At 63.3% G+C, this 14564-nt stretch carries 12 protein-coding genes; 10 read left to right on the forward strand and 2 right to left on the reverse strand.

Translation table 11 applies throughout. From position 1 onward, the window contains the following. The first annotated feature begins 71 nt into the window (after window positions 1–71). From ACVWVY_RS05385 to ACVWVY_RS05415, 7 genes are all read left to right on the forward strand, one after another. Window positions 72–752, forward strand: a complete 681-nt coding sequence (locus ACVWVY_RS05385; RefSeq protein ID WP_456625403.1) for an RNA-binding protein — start codon at window positions 72–74, stop codon at window positions 750–752. A 77-nt stretch (window positions 753–829) separates the two neighbouring features. Next, window positions 830–3487 (forward strand): translation initiation factor IF-2, encoded by a 2658-nt coding sequence (gene infB / locus ACVWVY_RS05390; RefSeq protein WP_456625404.1) that lies wholly within the window; start codon window positions 830–832, stop codon window positions 3485–3487. A 190-nt stretch (window positions 3488–3677) separates the two neighbouring features. After that, the gene (gene rbfA, locus ACVWVY_RS05395; protein ID WP_456625405.1) at window positions 3678–4091 is read left to right on the forward strand and encodes a 30S ribosome-binding factor RbfA; all 414 of its coding nucleotides are present in this window, start codon (window positions 3678–3680) and stop codon (window positions 4089–4091) included. Beyond that, window positions 4091–5206 (forward strand): tRNA pseudouridine(55) synthase TruB, encoded by a 1116-nt coding sequence (gene truB / locus ACVWVY_RS05400; protein WP_456625406.1) that lies wholly within the window; start codon window positions 4091–4093, stop codon window positions 5204–5206. Before rbfA ends, truB begins: the two co-directional genes overlap by 1 nt. A 2-nt stretch (window positions 5207–5208) precedes the next feature. Continuing rightward, window positions 5209–5478, forward strand: a complete 270-nt coding sequence (gene rpsO, locus ACVWVY_RS05405; protein ID WP_074272228.1) for a 30S ribosomal protein S15 — start codon at window positions 5209–5211, stop codon at window positions 5476–5478. Window positions 5479–5796: 318 nt separating this feature from the next. Further along, window positions 5797–7950 (forward strand): polyribonucleotide nucleotidyltransferase, encoded by a 2154-nt coding sequence (pnp, locus tag ACVWVY_RS05410; RefSeq protein WP_456625407.1) that lies wholly within the window; start codon window positions 5797–5799, stop codon window positions 7948–7950. 222 nt (window positions 7951–8172) lie between these two features. Next, window positions 8173–8922, forward strand: coding sequence for a superoxide dismutase (locus ACVWVY_RS05415; RefSeq protein ID WP_456625408.1), 750 nt, complete (start codon window positions 8173–8175; stop codon window positions 8920–8922). Window positions 8923–8997: 75 nt separating this feature from the next. Here the strand turns inward: ACVWVY_RS05415 and katG are convergent, their stop codons facing one another. Then, complete coding sequence (gene katG, locus ACVWVY_RS05420; protein ID WP_456625409.1) at window positions 8998–11148, reverse strand: catalase/peroxidase HPI; 2151 nt, start codon at window positions 11146–11148, stop codon at window positions 8998–9000. A gap of 100 nt (window positions 11149–11248) precedes the next feature. Between katG and ACVWVY_RS05425 the strand changes: the two genes are divergently transcribed. The 3 genes from ACVWVY_RS05425 to ACVWVY_RS05435 are packed head-to-tail and all read left to right on the forward strand — an operon-like array spanning window position 11249 to window position 13276. Beyond that, window positions 11249–12175 (forward strand): LysR substrate-binding domain-containing protein, encoded by a 927-nt coding sequence (locus tag ACVWVY_RS05425; RefSeq protein ID WP_456625410.1) that lies wholly within the window; start codon window positions 11249–11251, stop codon window positions 12173–12175. 43 nt (window positions 12176–12218) lie between these two features. Beyond that, on the forward strand, window positions 12219–12683 hold the full coding sequence (locus ACVWVY_RS05430; protein ID WP_456632112.1) for a GNAT family N-acetyltransferase: 465 nt from the start codon (window positions 12219–12221) through the stop codon (window positions 12681–12683). After that, a complete protein-coding gene (locus ACVWVY_RS05435) occupies window positions 12680–13276 on the forward strand; it encodes a glutathione S-transferase family protein (protein WP_456625411.1) in 597 nt (198 codons plus the stop codon). Before ACVWVY_RS05430 ends, ACVWVY_RS05435 begins: the two co-directional genes overlap by 4 nt. Window positions 13277–13345: 69 nt before the next feature. Here the strand turns inward: ACVWVY_RS05435 and fabV are convergent, their stop codons facing one another. After that, window positions 13346–14515, reverse strand: coding sequence for an enoyl-ACP reductase FabV (fabV, locus tag ACVWVY_RS05440; protein ID WP_456625412.1), 1170 nt, complete (start codon window positions 14513–14515; stop codon window positions 13346–13348). Window positions 14516–14564 lie beyond the last annotated feature (49 nt).

Here is a 14564-nt window from a genome sequence, read left to right on the forward strand (position 1 = left end):
GGTGTTCCGCAGAAACGAAGATCCTTTCTGCGCGCCGACCGTGCGCAGATGACCGGAGCCACTAGACAGGCATGCTCGCTTTGGCTGACCCCGATCTCGACCATGGGCCGCGGACCGACAAGTCCGCGACCATGCGGATGTGCGCGGTCAGTCGCGAGGTGCACCCGATTGACGAGCTGATCCGGTTTGTGGTCGCCCCGTCGGGTGAAGTAATCCCCGACTTGAAGCGCAAGCTGCCCGGCCGCGGCCTGTGGGTCCAGGCCTCGCGCCGGACCGTTGCGGAAGCGGTACGGCGTCACCAATTTAGCCGAGGGTTCAAGCGCGACGTTCGCGCCGCGGCGACCCTTCCCGCCGATACCGAGGCCCTGCTGGAACGAAGCTGCACCGAGGCGCTGGCCATGGCGGCCAAGGCCGGTCAGGTCATTTCCGGCTTTGCCAAGGTCGAGGGCCTGCTCGAACAGGGCAGGGCCGGAGCCCTGATTCACGCTTCCGACGGCGCCGCCGACGGAATCCGCAAATTGGACGCTATCGCCGGGCAAAGGACCGGAAATATCGGTGAATCGCGAGGTTTACCGATCATTACCGCTTTAACCTCGGCACAATTGGATTTGGCACTGGGGCGGGCAAATGTGATACATGCAGCCCTGCTCGCGGGCCCGGCGAGCAAAACGTTCCTGTCGCGCTGCCAGATCCTGGTTCGATACCGGATGGACGACGACGACAAGACCGGGGATGGCGGCCAGAAATTCTGACTGACGACGATTGGTTCCGAAGCCTTGCTTCAATGAATGTGCGGATACGCACAGCGTAACGAGATTAGGACTGCTGAATGGTTGATACCAAAACGCCTGGCGACAAGACTCTGAGTGTTCCGACCAAGACCTTGACGCTGAAGCCGCGGGTCGAGACGGGCACCGTGCGCCAGAGCTTCAGCCATGGCCGGACCAAGCAGGTCGTGGTCGAAAAGCGTGGCAAGCGTCGCGTCGGCGGCGATGCGCCCGCGACCGAAACGCATGCGCCCGAGCCGGTCGTCGCCAAGGCGGCGCCAGTTGCAAAGGCCCCCCTTTCCCGCCCCGCAGCGCCGGCCGCGCCGCGCAGCGGTTCGGGCGTAGTGCTGCGCACGCTGACGGAAGACGAGCGTTCCGCCCGCGCCAGCGCGCTGGCCGACGCCAAAGTGCGCGAAGTCGAGGAACGGCGGCTGGCCGAGGAAGAAGCCAAGCGCCGCGCCAGCCGTGAAGGCATCGAACAGGCCGAACGCGAGGCCGCCGAAGCCCGCCGCAAGGCCGAGGAAGAACGGCACCGCGTGGAAGAGGAAGCCAAGCGCAAGGCCGAAGTCGAGGCCAAGAAGCGATTTGGCGAGGCCGAGGCCAAGCCCGCGACGGTGGCGGCGACGGCGCCCGCTACGGCCCGACCGGCCGCAGCCCGCCCGGCTGGCGCCCGTCCGGCTGCAGCGGTGCCGCCCGCGCGCGCCCCGGGCGTTGCTGCCGACGGTTCCGATGAAGACGAAGGCCCGCGCCAGATTCGCCGCGGCCCCGGCGGCGCCATGCGCCCCGTCACGCCCCCCAAGACCACCCACAAGCCGGCACCCGCGAAGGAACGCGGTCGCTTGACGCTGGTCACCGCGCTCAACGCCGACGACGTCCGTGAGCGGTCGATCGCCTCGTTCCGCCGCCGCACCCAGCGCCTGAAGGGACACGCCGCCAACGAGCCGAAGGAAAAGCTCATCCGCGAGGTGACGATCCCGGAAGCGATCACGATCCAGGAACTCGCCAACCGCATGTCCGAGCGCGCGGTCGACGTCATCCGCATGCTGATGAAGCAGGGCGCGATGCACAAGATCACCGACGTGATCGACGCCGATACCGCGCAGCTGATCGCCGAGGAATTGGGCCACTCCGTCAAGCGCGTCGCCGCGTCCGACGTCGAAGAGGGCCTGTTCGACGTGGTCGACGATTCCACCGATACCGAGCCGCGCTCGCCGGTCGTCACCGTGATGGGCCATGTCGACCACGGCAAGACCTCGCTGCTCGACGCGCTTCGCCACGCCAACGTGGTGTCGGGCGAAGCCGGCGGCATCACCCAGCATATCGGCGCCTATCAGGTCACCTCGCCGGAAAGCGGCAAGAAGATCACCTTCATCGATACGCCCGGCCACGCCGCGTTCACCGCGATGCGCGCGCGCGGCGCCAAGGTCACCGATATCGTGATCCTGGTGGTGGCGGCCGATGACGGCGTCATGCCGCAGACGATCGAGGCGATCAACCACGCCAAGGCGGCGAAGGTTCCGATGATCGTCGCGATCAACAAGATCGACAAGCCGGACGCCAAGCCGGAACGCGTGCGCACCGAACTGCTGCAGCACGAGGTGCAGGTCGAATCGTTCGGCGGTGAAGTCGTCGACGTCGAGGTTTCCGCCAAGAACAAGACCAATCTCGACAAGCTGCTCGAGATGATCGCGCTGCAGGCCGAACTGCTCGACCTCAAGACCAATTCGGAGCGCCCCGCAGAAGGCACCGTGATCGAAGCCAAGCTCGATCGCGGCCGTGGTCCGGTGGCCACCGTGCTGGTTCAGCGCGGCACGCTCAAGGTCGGCGACATCATCGTGGCCGGCGCCGAAATGGGCCGCGTCCGCGCGCTGATTTCGGACCAGGGCGAGAACCTCGACGAGGCCGGACCTTCGGTGCCGGTGGAAGTGCTCGGCTTCAACGGCCCGCCGGAAGCCGGCGACCGCCTCGCCGTGGTCGAGAACGAAGCCCGCGCCCGCCAGGTCACAAGCTACCGCGCCCACCAGAAGCGCGAGAACGCCGCCGCCTCGATTTCCGGCATGCGCGGCTCGCTCGAGCAGATGATGTCGCAGCTCAAGACCGCGGGCCGCAAGGAATTCCCGCTGATCGTGAAAGCCGACGTGCAGGGTTCGCTCGAAGCCATTTTGGGATCGCTGGAGAAGCTCGGCACCGAGGAAGTTGCCGCCCGTATCCTGCATGCGGGCGTCGGCGGCATCTCCGAATCCGACGTCACGTTGGCGGAAGGTTTCAACGCCGCGATCATCGGCTTCTCGGTGCGAGCCAACAAGGAAGCCGCGGCCGCCGCCAAGCGCAACGGCATCGAGATCCGCTACTACAACATCATCTACGATCTCGTCGACGACATCAAAAAGGCGATGTCCGGCCTGCTCGCGCCGACACTGCGCGAAACCATGCTGGGCAATGCGCAGATCCTGGAAGTGTTCAACATTTCCAAGGTCGGCAAGGTCGCCGGCTGCCGCGTCACCGACGGCACCGTGGAACGCGGCGCCAATGTGCGCCTGATCCGCGACAACGTCGTCGTGCACGAAGGCAAGCTTTCGACGCTGAAGCGCTTCAAGGACGAAGTAAGGGAAGTGCAGTCCGGTCAGGAATGCGGCATGGCGTTCGAGAATTACGGCGACATGCGTCCCGGCGACGTGATCGAGTGTTATCGCGTGGAGACCATCCAGCGCTCTTTGTAAGTCCAAATCTTGCGAAGAGCCTCGGATCCTATTGACTGAAAATGAGGCGTCATGGCCGGACTTGTTCCGGCCATCCACGTCCTGACCTTGATAGACAAAAGCAAAAACGTGATTGCTCGCGCGCAGGCAAGTTTACGCAGCCTGCCTAAAGTTGGCTGCGGCGCGGGCATAACGGCTTTGAAAGACGAAAATGCCTCGCCATCATACCAAAGGTTCCGCGCCCGGCGGCTCGCAACGGCAATTGCGCGTCGGTGAGACCGTGCGCCATGCCGTCGCCGATATTCTGTCGCAGGGTAACGTGCACGACCCCGACCTTGAGGGCCACATCATCACCGTTCCCGAGGTGAGGATGTCGCCTGACCTGAAGCTAGCGACGATTTACGTGATGCCGCTCGGCGGCCGCGATACCGATGTCGTGCTCGCGGCGCTCGCGCGCAACAAGAAATTCCTGCGCGGCGAGATTGCTCACCGCGTTAACCTGAAATTTGCCCCTGACCTTCGCTTTCGCGTCGACGAACGATTCGATGAAGCGGAACGGATCGAGAAATTACTGAGAACACCTGCGGTGCAAAGAGATATCGCACCCGATTCGGACGACAAGTGATGACGATGCCCACCGCCAACGGCGTGATCGCGGAGCAAACTGCCGATTCGCACGACGCCGAAAAAAATATTTTTTCAGATGAATCGCGCGGCGGCGACGAACGTCGCGCCAACAATGATCCGCGCCACAACAAGCAGCCGCGCCAGAACAACCAGCCGCGGCGCGACAAGCGCGACGTTCACGGCTGGGTGGTGCTCGACAAGCCGATCGGCATGACCTCGACGCACGCGGTTGCCGTGCTCAAGCGGCTGTTCCAGGCCAAGCGCGCCGGCCACGCCGGCACGCTCGACCCGCTGGCGTCCGGCGGCCTGCCGATCGCGCTCGGCGAGGCCACCAAGACGGTTCCCTTCGTGATGGATGGCCGCAAGCGCTACCGCTTCACGGTGGCCTGGGGCGAGGAGCGCGATACCGACGATACCGAGGGCCGGGTAACCCGAACCAGCGAGCTCCGGCCGTCGGCCGACGCTATCCGGGCCCTGCTGCCGCAGTTCACCGGCCCGATCGAGCAGATCCCGCCGCAATATTCGGCGATCAAGGTCCAGGGCGAACGTGCCTATGACCTGGCGCGGGACGGCGAAACCGTCGAACTGAAGCCCCGCCCGGTCGAGATTCACGAATTAACCCTTGTAGAACATGAGGATAACGGACAGTCAGTGTTCGAGGCGGAGTGCGGCAAGGGAACCTATGTCCGGGCGCTGGCCCGCGATATCGGCCGGATTCTGGGCTGTTTCGGCCATATCTGCGCGTTGCGGCGGACCTTGGTGGGCCCATTCCGGGAGGCGGACATGATTCCGCTGGAACAGTTGGAGGCTTTATGCAATAGAGCCGCGTCTGGCGGGGGAAGCCTCGCCGACGCGCTTTTGCCCGTTGAGACCGCGCTGGACGACATCCCGGCACTGGCCGTCACACGGGCTGATGCGGCAAGGCTCCACCGGGGCCAGGCCGTTTTGTTGCGCGGACGGGATGCGCCCAATAGTAGCGGCACAGTCTATGTCACGGTGGCAGGCCGTCTTTTGGCGCTTGCTGAAATTGGCAATGGCGAACTCATCCCCAAGCGCGTGTTCAACCTGACCGGGCTGACTGCCAGTCCCGGTCGCAGCAATGAGAGAGTTTGACGATGTCGATTACCGCCGAACGCAAAGCGGAAGTCATCAAGACGAATGCCAACAAGGCCGGCGACACCGGCTCGCCCGAGGTTCAGGTTGCGATCCTGTCGGAACGCATCAACAATCTCACCGGGCACTTCAAATCCCACGTGAAGGACAATCATTCGCGCCGGGGTCTTTTGAAAATGGTCGCAACACGCCGTTCTCTGCTCGATTACATCAAGCGGAAGGACGAGGCGCGTTACAAGGCGTTGCTCGAAAAGCATAACATTCGTCGTTGATTTGAGAGTGTACGCGCGCTGCTTGCGCGCGTTTTCGCATGATCTTCCGAACAAACGGACTCCGAATTATTCGGAGACGATCATGCGCAAGAGCATCATCCCGAAAGGATCATGCTCGACAACGTCCAGCAGCAATCCGGCCGCTGGGCAGGGCAAGGTGCCCGTGACTGCCGAGAGGATGGACGCCATCCGAAAGATGAAGACCATGGCAGGATCGCCGGACGCTGATCTCGCATTGCGATCAGCGTCCCGCAATCTTGCGCATGGTCTTTGTGTTTTTGGGCCCCGCTCTCTCGTGAACCCATGAAAGAAACCGATATGTTCAATAAGCATTCCGTCGAGATCGACTGGGGTGGACGTCCCCTCAAGCTGGAAACCGGCAAGATCGCCCGTCAGGCCGACGGCGCCGTGCTCGCCACCTACGGCGAGACCGTCGTGCTCGCCACTGTCGTCGCCGCGAAGGCGCCGCGCGAAGGCGTCGACTTCCTGCCGCTGACCGTCGACTACATCGAAAAGACCTATGCCGCGGGCCGCATTCCCGGCGGCTATTTCAAGCGCGAAGGGCGTCCGACCGAAAAGGAAACGCTGGTTTCCCGCCTGATCGATCGTCCGATCCGTCCCTTGTTCGTCGAAGGCTGGCGCAATGAAACCCAGGTGATCGTCACCGTGCTGTCGCACGACATGGAGAACGATCCCGACATCCTGGCGCTGGTGGCAGCTTCCGCCGCGCTGACGATATCCGGCGCGCCCTTCAAGGGCCCGATCGGTGCCGCGCGCGTCGGCTTCAGCAACGACGAATACATCCTCAACCCGACGCTCGACGAGATGGTCGAGACCCAGCTCGATCTGGTCGTCGCCGGCACCGCCGACGCCGTGCTGATGGTCGAATCGGAAGCCAAGGAGCTCAACGAAGACATCATGCTCGGCGCCGTGATGTTCGGCCACCGGCACTTCCAGCCGGTGATCAAGGCGATCATCGATCTCGCCGAGAAGGCCGCCAAGGAGCCGCGCGACGTCAAGATCATCGACGAAAGCGCGATCGAGAAGGAAATGCTCGGCCTGATCGAGCAGGACCTGCGCTCAGCCTACGCGATCCCGGTCAAGCAGGACCGCTATGCCGCGGTTGGCAAGGCCAAAGAAAAGGTGATGGCGCACTACTTCCCGGAAGGGCAGGAGCCGAAATACGACAAGCTGCGCATCGCCGGCGTGTTCAAGGAACTCGAATCGAAGATCGTTCGCTGGAACATCCTCGACACCGGCAAGCGCATCGATGGCCGCGATTCCAAAACGGTTCGCAACATCATCGCCGAAGTCGGCATCCTGCCCCGCGCCCACGGCTCGGCGTTGTTCACCCGCGGTGAAACCCAGGCGATGGTCGTGACCACGCTCGGCACCGGTGAGGACGAGCAGTACATCGACTCCTTGTCGGGCACCTACAAGGAGCAGTTCCTGCTGCACTACAATTTCCCTCCCTATTCGGTCGGTGAAACCGGGCGTATGGGCGGCACCAAACGCCGTGAAATCGGCCACGGCAAGCTCGCCTGGCGCGCGATCCACCCCGTCCTGCCGCCGCACCACGAATTCCCCTACACGGTGCGCGTGGTCTCCGAGATCACCGAATCCAACGGCTCGTCGTCGATGGCCTCGGTGTGCGGCGCCTCGCTGGCGCTGATGGATGCGGGCGTGCCGTTGAAGCGGCCGACCGCAGGTATCGCGATGGGCCTGATCCTGGAAGGTTCGCGCTTTGCGGTTCTGTCCGACATCCTCGGCGACGAGGATCATCTCGGCGACATGGACTTCAAGGTGGCCGGCACCGACCAGGGCATCACCTCGCTGCAGATGGACATCAAGATCGAGGGCATCACCGAGGAGATCATGAAGGTCGCGCTCGGCCAGGCCAAGGACGGGCGTATCCACATCCTCGGCGAAATGGCCAAGGCATTGACTAATGCCCGCGCCGAGCTCGGCGAATACGCGCCGCGCATCGAGACCTTCAAGATCGCCACCGACAAGATCCGTGAAGTGATCGGCACCGGCGGCAAGGTGATCCGCGAGATCGTCGAGAAGACCGGTGCCAAGGTCAACATCGAGGACGACGGCACCGTCAAGGTCGCCTCCAACGACGGCGAGGCGATGAAGGCCGCGATCAAGTGGATCAAGTCGATCGCCTCCGATCCGGAGATCGGCCAGATCTACGAAGGCACGGTGGTCAAGGTGATGGAGTTCGGCGCGTTCGTGAACTTCTTCGGCGCCAAGGACGGCCTGGTCCACATCAGCCAGCTCGCTTCGGCGCGCGTGCAGAAGACCTCCGATGTCGTCAAGGAAGGCGACAAGGTCAAGGTCAAGCTGCTCGGCTTCGACGACCGCGGCAAGACGCGGCTGTCGATGAAGGTGGTCGATCAGGCGACCGGCGAGGACCTCGAGGCCAAGCAGAAGGCGGAAGCGCCGCAGCGCGAAGCTGCCGGCGAGTAAGGCATCGCTGGAATGTGAACAAAGGGCGGCCGAAAGGCCGCCCTTTTTTGTTATCTGCTTGCATTACACTGGGAGTATTGAGGCACCTGCGCCATTCCGCCGCAGGTGACAGAAATTGGAACCCGATCCCGGCGGTCGCCCGTAGCTTGTCGCGCGCAGCGGCCTAACGGCGTCTCGTCACAGATACCCAACCAGTTCATTCACAGGTTAAGGAGAAAACCGATGTTATCCATGTCCCGGCGCCATCTGATGCTGGCTGCAACCGGAATAGCTGCCGCGGCAGCAGCGCCGCGTATCGTCTTCGCGCAGGCTGCGGCTCCGGCCCCGGCGCCAGCCGCCGCAACCGGGCCGTTCACGCTGCCGCCGCTTACGTATCCGACCAATGCGTTCGAACCGCATATCGACGCCAAGACGATGGAAATCCATCACGACAGGCACCACGCGGCCTATGTCGCCAACCTCAACAATGTCGCCAAGACCAACCCGCAGTTGGGAACGGCGAAGATCGAGGACGTCCTCGGCAATCTGAATGCGCTGGACGACAGCATCAAATTCACCGTCCGCAACAATCTCGGCGGCCACGCCAATCACACCATGTTTTGGGAGATCATGGGCCCGAACGGCGGCAAGCCCGAGGGCGAGGTGCTGGCCGCGATCGACAAGGACCTCGGCGGCATGGAAAAATTCCAGAACGACTTCAACGCCGCCGGCGGCCGCCAATTCGGCTCGGGCTGGGTGTTCGTGACGGTCACCAAGGACGGCAAGCTCGCGATCGAGACCCGCCCGAACCAGGACAACCCGATGATGGACGGCAAGCGGGCATTGATGGGCAACGACGTCTGGGAGCACGCTTATTATCTGAACTACCAGAACCGCCGCGCGGATTACCTCAAGGCGTGGTGGAATACGGTGAACTGGGCCAAGATCGCCGAGCGTTATGCGGCGGCGAAGGCCGGCACGCTCGGCACGTGATCAGGATTTAGCACCACGAAAAAGGGCGGCCTTTCGGCCGCCCTTTGTTTTGATCATTGCGTTTCCGCAAAGTGCTCAGGCGATGTCGAACCGATCGAGGTTCATCACCTTGGTCCATGCCGCCGCAAAATCCTTGGCGAACTTCTCCTTCGAGTCCGTGCAGCCATAGACCTCCGCGAAGGCGCGGAGCTGCGCGTGTGAACCGAAGATCAGATCGACGCGGGTGCCGGTCCACTTGACCGCATTGGTCTTGCGGTCGCGGCCCTCATACGCGCCGTCGGCGCCGGCGGGCTGCCATTGCGTGCCCATGTCGAGCAGGTTGACGAAGAAGTCGTTCGTCAGCGTGCCCGGCTTGTTGGTGAACACGCCGTGCTTGGAGTTAGCCGTATTCCCGCCGAGGACGCGCAGGCCGCCGACGAGAGCCGTCATCTCAGGTCCCGTCAGCCGCAGCAATTGCGCCCGGTCCACCAACGCCTCCTCAGGCGCCATGAACTGATGCTTCTTGCCGTTGACATAGTTGCGGAAGCCGTCGGCACGCGGTTCGAGCGGCGCGAAGGATTCGACGTCGGTCTGGTCCTGCGACGCATCCGCGCGCCCCGGCGTGAAGGGCACCTTCACATCGACACCGGCGTCCTTGGCGGCTTTTTCGACCGCAGCACTGCCGCCGAGAACGATCAGGTCGGCAAGTGAAACCTTCTTGCCGAACTCCTTCTGGATCGCTTCGAGCTTCTGCAGGACCGTCTTGAGCTCGGCCGGCTGGTTGACGTCCCAGTCCTTCTGGGGCGCGAGACGAATGCGCGCGCCATTCGCCCCACCGCGCTTGTCGGAGCCGCGGAACGTCGACGCCGACGCCCATGCGGTCGAGACGAGCTGGGACACCGACAGGCCGGAGCCAAGAATCTTCGCCTTCAGCGCAGCGATGTCAGCCTCGCCGATCAGCGGATGATCCACCGCCGGAATCGGGTCCTGCCAGATCAACGTTTCCTTCGGCACCAGCGGGCCGAGGTAGCGCGCGATCGGGCCCATGTCGCGGTGCGTAAGCTTGAACCAGGCGCGTGCGAACGCGTCCGCGAACTGGTCCGGATGCTCGAGGAAGCGCCGCGAGATCTTCTCGTAGGCCGGGTCGAAGCGCAGCGACAGGTCGGTCGTCAGCATGGTCGGCACATGCTTCTTCGACGTGTCGTAGGCGTCCGGGATCGTGGCTTGAGCGCCCTTCGCCTTCCACTGCTTCGCACCGGCCGGGCTCTTGGTCAGCTCCCATTCGTTTTCGAACAGGTTCTTGAAGAACAGGTTGCTCCACTTGGTCGGCGTCTGGGTCCAGGTGACTTCCGGGCCGCCGGTGATGGCGTCGGCGCCGACGCCGGTGCCATGCTTGCTCTTCCAGCCGAGGCCCTGATCCTCCAGCGCACCGCTTTCCGGGTCCGCGCCCACCAGCGACGGATCGCCGGCACCGTGGGTCTTGCCGAAGGAGTGGCCGCCAGCAATCAGGGCAACCGTTTCTTCGTCGTTCATCGCCATGCGGAAGAAGGTTTCGCGGATGTCCTTGGCCGCCGCGAGCGGGTCCGGATTGCCGTTCGGCCCTTCCGGATTGACGTAGATGAGGCCCATCTGCACGGCGCCGAGCGGTTCGGCGAGCTGGCGTTCGCCGCTGTAGCGCTCATCGCCGAGCCACGTGCCTTCAGGACCCCAGAACAACTCTTCGGGCTCCCAGACGTCGGCGCGGCCGCCGGCGAAGCCGAAGGTCTTGAAGCCCATCGATTCGAGCGCGACGTTGCCTGCGAGGATCATCAGGTCGGCCCACGAGAGTTTCCGGCCGTACTTCTGCTTGATCGGCCACAACAGCCGGCGCGCCTTGTCGAGGTTGGCGTTGTCAGGCCAGCTGTTCAGGGGCGCGAAGCGTTGCTGACCCGCGCCGGCGCCGCCGCGGCCATCCGTGATGCGGTAGGTGCCCGCGCTGTGCCACGCCAGCCGGATCATCAGACCGCCATAGTGACCGAAATCGGCCGGCCACCAGTCCTGCGATTCCGTCATCAACGCCGTCAGGTCCTTGACCACGGCGGTGAGGTCGAGCGTCTTGAACTCCTTGGCGTAGTCGAAGGCTTCGCCCATTGGATCGGACAGAGTGGAATTACGGTGCAGAACCGAAACGTCCAGCGCGTCCGGCCACCAGTCGCGGTTCGCACGTCCGCGTGCACCCGTGAACGGGCATTTGGTTTTATCATCCATGGTCGTCTCCTGATGGTTCCTGGTCGGATTGGAGGCAATCTAAGCACCGCATACCATCAGGTAAAGTTGATTTTAATGATCGAACCGATAAGATGACCTGATGATCCAGACGACGCTCAGACAGCTTCGCTACTTCGATGCGCTGGCACGTCACGGCCATTTCGGACGCGCGGCGGAGGCATGTTCGATCTCGCAGCCGGCGCTGTCGATGCAGATCAAGGAAATGGAGGAAATCCTCGGCGGCGTGCTGCTGGAGCGAAGCGCGCGGCAGGTCACGCTGACGAAGTTCGGCGAAGAGATCGTGCAGCGTGTCCGCGACATCCTGCGTTCGGTCGACGAACTCGGTGACTTCGCGCGCGCTTCGCGTGACCGGCTCGCGGGCCGCTTACGCATCGGCATGATCCCGACCATTGCGCCCTATCTGCTGCCGAAGGTGATCGAAAACCTCGCGCGCATGCATCCGGAACTCGACATTCATGTCCGTGAGACGCTAACGCCCAAGCTGATCAAGGAAGTCGTCGAAGGCCGGCTGGATACGGCGATCGTGGCACTCCCGGTATCCGAACCTTCGCTGACCGAAGTCGTGTGTTTCTCGGAGAATTTCCTGCTGGTGCGGCCGGGCGAAGACGAGGGAACGCCGGTGCCGAGCCACGAGACGCTGCGCGAGATGCGGCTTTTGCTGCTCGAAGAGGGACATTGTTTCCGCGACCAGGCGCTGTCGTTCTGCAACATGCAGTCGCCGCCACGGGAAGTGCTGGACGCAAGCTCGTTGTCGACGCTCGTGCAAATGGTCGGCGCCGGCATCGGCGTCACGCTGATTCCGGAAATGGCGGTCGCGGTGGAAACACGCTCGGCGACGGTCTCGGTCGCGCGCTTCCGGAATCCGCAGCCGTCGCGAACCATTGGCATGGTCTGGCGCAGGACAAGTCCGCTGGCCGGACAACTTCAGCAGATCTCCGAAGTGGTTTGCCTCGCAGCCGACGCGTTGCGCGAACAGCGCAAGGCGAAATCGCCAGCGCGGAAATGAAATGACGGGCCTGACGAGGCAAGTGCCTCGGGAGATACTGACCTTGCCACAAACTATCATCCGACCCGCCCGACCCGACGAGTATGACCAGATCGCGCGCGTCTGGATGGACAGTTGGGTTTCGACCGGGCTGGAAGACGCCAGCGACGCCCTGCTGGCAAAATTGCGCGCGCGTGTTTCGATGGAAGTCGAGAGGGGCTGGAGCCTTTACGTCGCCGACGACAACGGAAAATTGGCGGCGATGCTCGCGCTACATTTGCCTGACTGCTATCTCGACATGCTATTCGTCGCGCCGGAATATCAGGGCGACGGACTCGGGCGGCGTTTGCTTGCCTTCACACGACAACAATTACCGGATGAAATCTGGCTGCGCTGCGTGCGCGAGAATGAAAAGGCATGGCGCTGGTACGAGCGCGAGGGATTTGTGTTCGAGAAGGAGCAGGTCGAGCCGAGGATGGGCCGCGTGATGAAGTATTATCGATGGAAGAAAAAAGGAATCGCACGATGATAAAACTCTATTGGTCGCCCCGCTCCCGCTCGATCTCCGCGATCTGGCTGCTCGAAGAAACCGGGCTGCCTTACGAGCGCGTGCTGACGGACATTTCGACCGGCGCACAGAAGGCGCCGGAATATCTCGCGATCAACCCGATGGGCAAGGTGCCGGGCTTGAAGGACGGCGACGCTGCGCTTGGCGAGGCGGCCGCGATCTGCGCCTACATCGCCGACCGTTATCCGGAAACCAATCTTGCGCCGGCCGCAACCGATCCACTGCGCGCGAAATATCTGCAGTGGCTGTTCTTTTCGCCAAGCTGCATCGAGCCGGCGCTGATCCAGCTCTTCACCAAGCTGGAAGTGCCGGCGAGCACGGCGGCGTGGGGCAGTGCGACGCAGACCTTCGACGTGCTCGATGCCGCCGTGCAGAAGGGCCCATGGATTCTCGGCGAGAAGTTTTCCGCCGCCGACATCATGTTGGGCTCAGGCCTGAACTTCGCGGTGCGGATGTTCAAGATGGTGCCGCCGCGGCCGTCGTTCGACGCCTATATCGACCGCTGCGTGGCGCGCCCGGCGTTCCAGCGCGCGGAGAAAATCGCGGCGGGGTGAAGTTAACGTAGCCCGGACAGAAAATCGCGAAAACAACCCCATGCAAAGTAGAGCCGCTTCCCGAACGGTTCACGTCACGACGCGAGGGTCCACGTCCTGCGCGTAATCGACGCCGTCGATGCCGAATCCGAACAGGCGAAGGAACTGGCTCCGGTATTCCGGAAGGTCGGCCAGTTCGCTGAGCGTTTCCGTGGAGAGCAGCGGCCATCGTCGCAACACCTCCGCCTGGACTTCGGGCGAAAGCTCCCAATCGTCCACGCGAATGCGCTGGGCTTCGTCAACGTCGACACCCTTGCCAAGGCGCGTCCGGAACAGGCGATCGATCTGTTCGATGCATCCTTCGTGGAGCCCGAGCTTCTTCATGACCTTGAACAGCACCGTGCCATAGAGCGGCACCACCGGAATGGCTGAGCTCGCCTGGGTAACCACGGCCTTGAGTGCCACGACGCGGGCCGCGTCCTGGCCGAGCCGGGCCCGGATCGCTTCCGCCTTGTGGTCGAGGTCGACCTTGGCGCGACCCAGAGTGCCATTCCAGTAGATCGGCCAGGTCAGTTCGCTGCCGATATAGGTGTAGTTGAGGGTCCGGAAGCCGGGCGCCAGGACACCGGCGTCCGCGAGCTGGTCGATCCAGCGCTTCCAGTCATCGCCGCCCATCACCGCCACCGTGGCGGTCGCTTCATCCTCACTCGCCGGCGCAATGGTCGTCTCGAAGACCTCGCCGGTTTCGGTGTTGAGTGTTTTGATCTCGACGGGAGCGCCGAGCGGCTTGATCGCCGAGCGCCAGGTCTTGCCGGTGTCGGGGTCGGTTCGGACCGGCGCGGCCATGCTGTAGACCAGCATATCCAGCTGGCCGAACTTTTCGCGCACGCGCTCGATGAAGGCCTTCTTCAACTCGTCGGAGAAACCATCGCCCTCTAGCGTGACGGCAGCACGTCCGATCTTGCCGGCCTCGAGTTCGAAGGCGCGGTTGTTGTACCAGCCGGCACTGCCGCTCTTGGTCGCGGAAGGCTCGCGCTCCATCGACACGCCGATGGTGTCCGCGCCGCCGGCAAAGGTTGCGACGATACGGCTGGCGAGGCCGTAACCGGTCGAGCAGCCCACCACGGCTACGCGCTTCGGACACTCGGGAATAGCCCCCTGGCGGAGAACATAAGCGATCTGCTCGCGGACATTTGTGGCGCAGCCGACGGGATGTGCGGTCGTGCAGATGAAGCCTCGCACGCGCGGTTCGATAATCATGCCCACCCCGTTTCGGATTGTTGCAAAGTCACCATCCGCTGCCTGCCGA

The organism is Bradyrhizobium sp. URHC0002 (assembly GCF_054059515.1).

Coding starts and splice junctions, on each gene's coding strand:
- ACVWVY_RS05385 (WP_456625403.1), top strand. CDS start 72: ATGCTCGCTTTGGCTGACCCCGATCTCGACCATGGGCCGCGGACCGAC.
- infB (WP_456625404.1), top strand. CDS start 830: ATGGTTGATACCAAAACGCCTGGCGACAAGACTCTGAGTGTTCCGACC.
- rbfA (WP_456625405.1), top strand. CDS start 3,678: ATGCCTCGCCATCATACCAAAGGTTCCGCGCCCGGCGGCTCGCAACGG.
- truB (WP_456625406.1), top strand. CDS start 4,091: ATGACGATGCCCACCGCCAACGGCGTGATCGCGGAGCAAACTGCCGAT.
- rpsO (WP_074272228.1), top strand. CDS start 5,209: ATGTCGATTACCGCCGAACGCAAAGCGGAAGTCATCAAGACGAATGCC.
- pnp (WP_456625407.1), top strand. CDS start 5,797: ATGTTCAATAAGCATTCCGTCGAGATCGACTGGGGTGGACGTCCCCTC.
- ACVWVY_RS05415 (WP_456625408.1), top strand. CDS start 8,173: ATGTTATCCATGTCCCGGCGCCATCTGATGCTGGCTGCAACCGGAATA.
- katG (WP_456625409.1), bottom strand. CDS start 11,148: ATGGATGATAAAACCAAATGCCCGTTCACGGGTGCACGCGGACGTGCG.
- ACVWVY_RS05425 (WP_456625410.1), top strand. CDS start 11,249: ATGATCCAGACGACGCTCAGACAGCTTCGCTACTTCGATGCGCTGGCA.
- ACVWVY_RS05435 (WP_456625411.1), top strand. CDS start 12,680: ATGATAAAACTCTATTGGTCGCCCCGCTCCCGCTCGATCTCCGCGATC.
- fabV (WP_456625412.1), bottom strand. CDS start 14,515: ATGATTATCGAACCGCGCGTGCGAGGCTTCATCTGCACGACCGCACAT.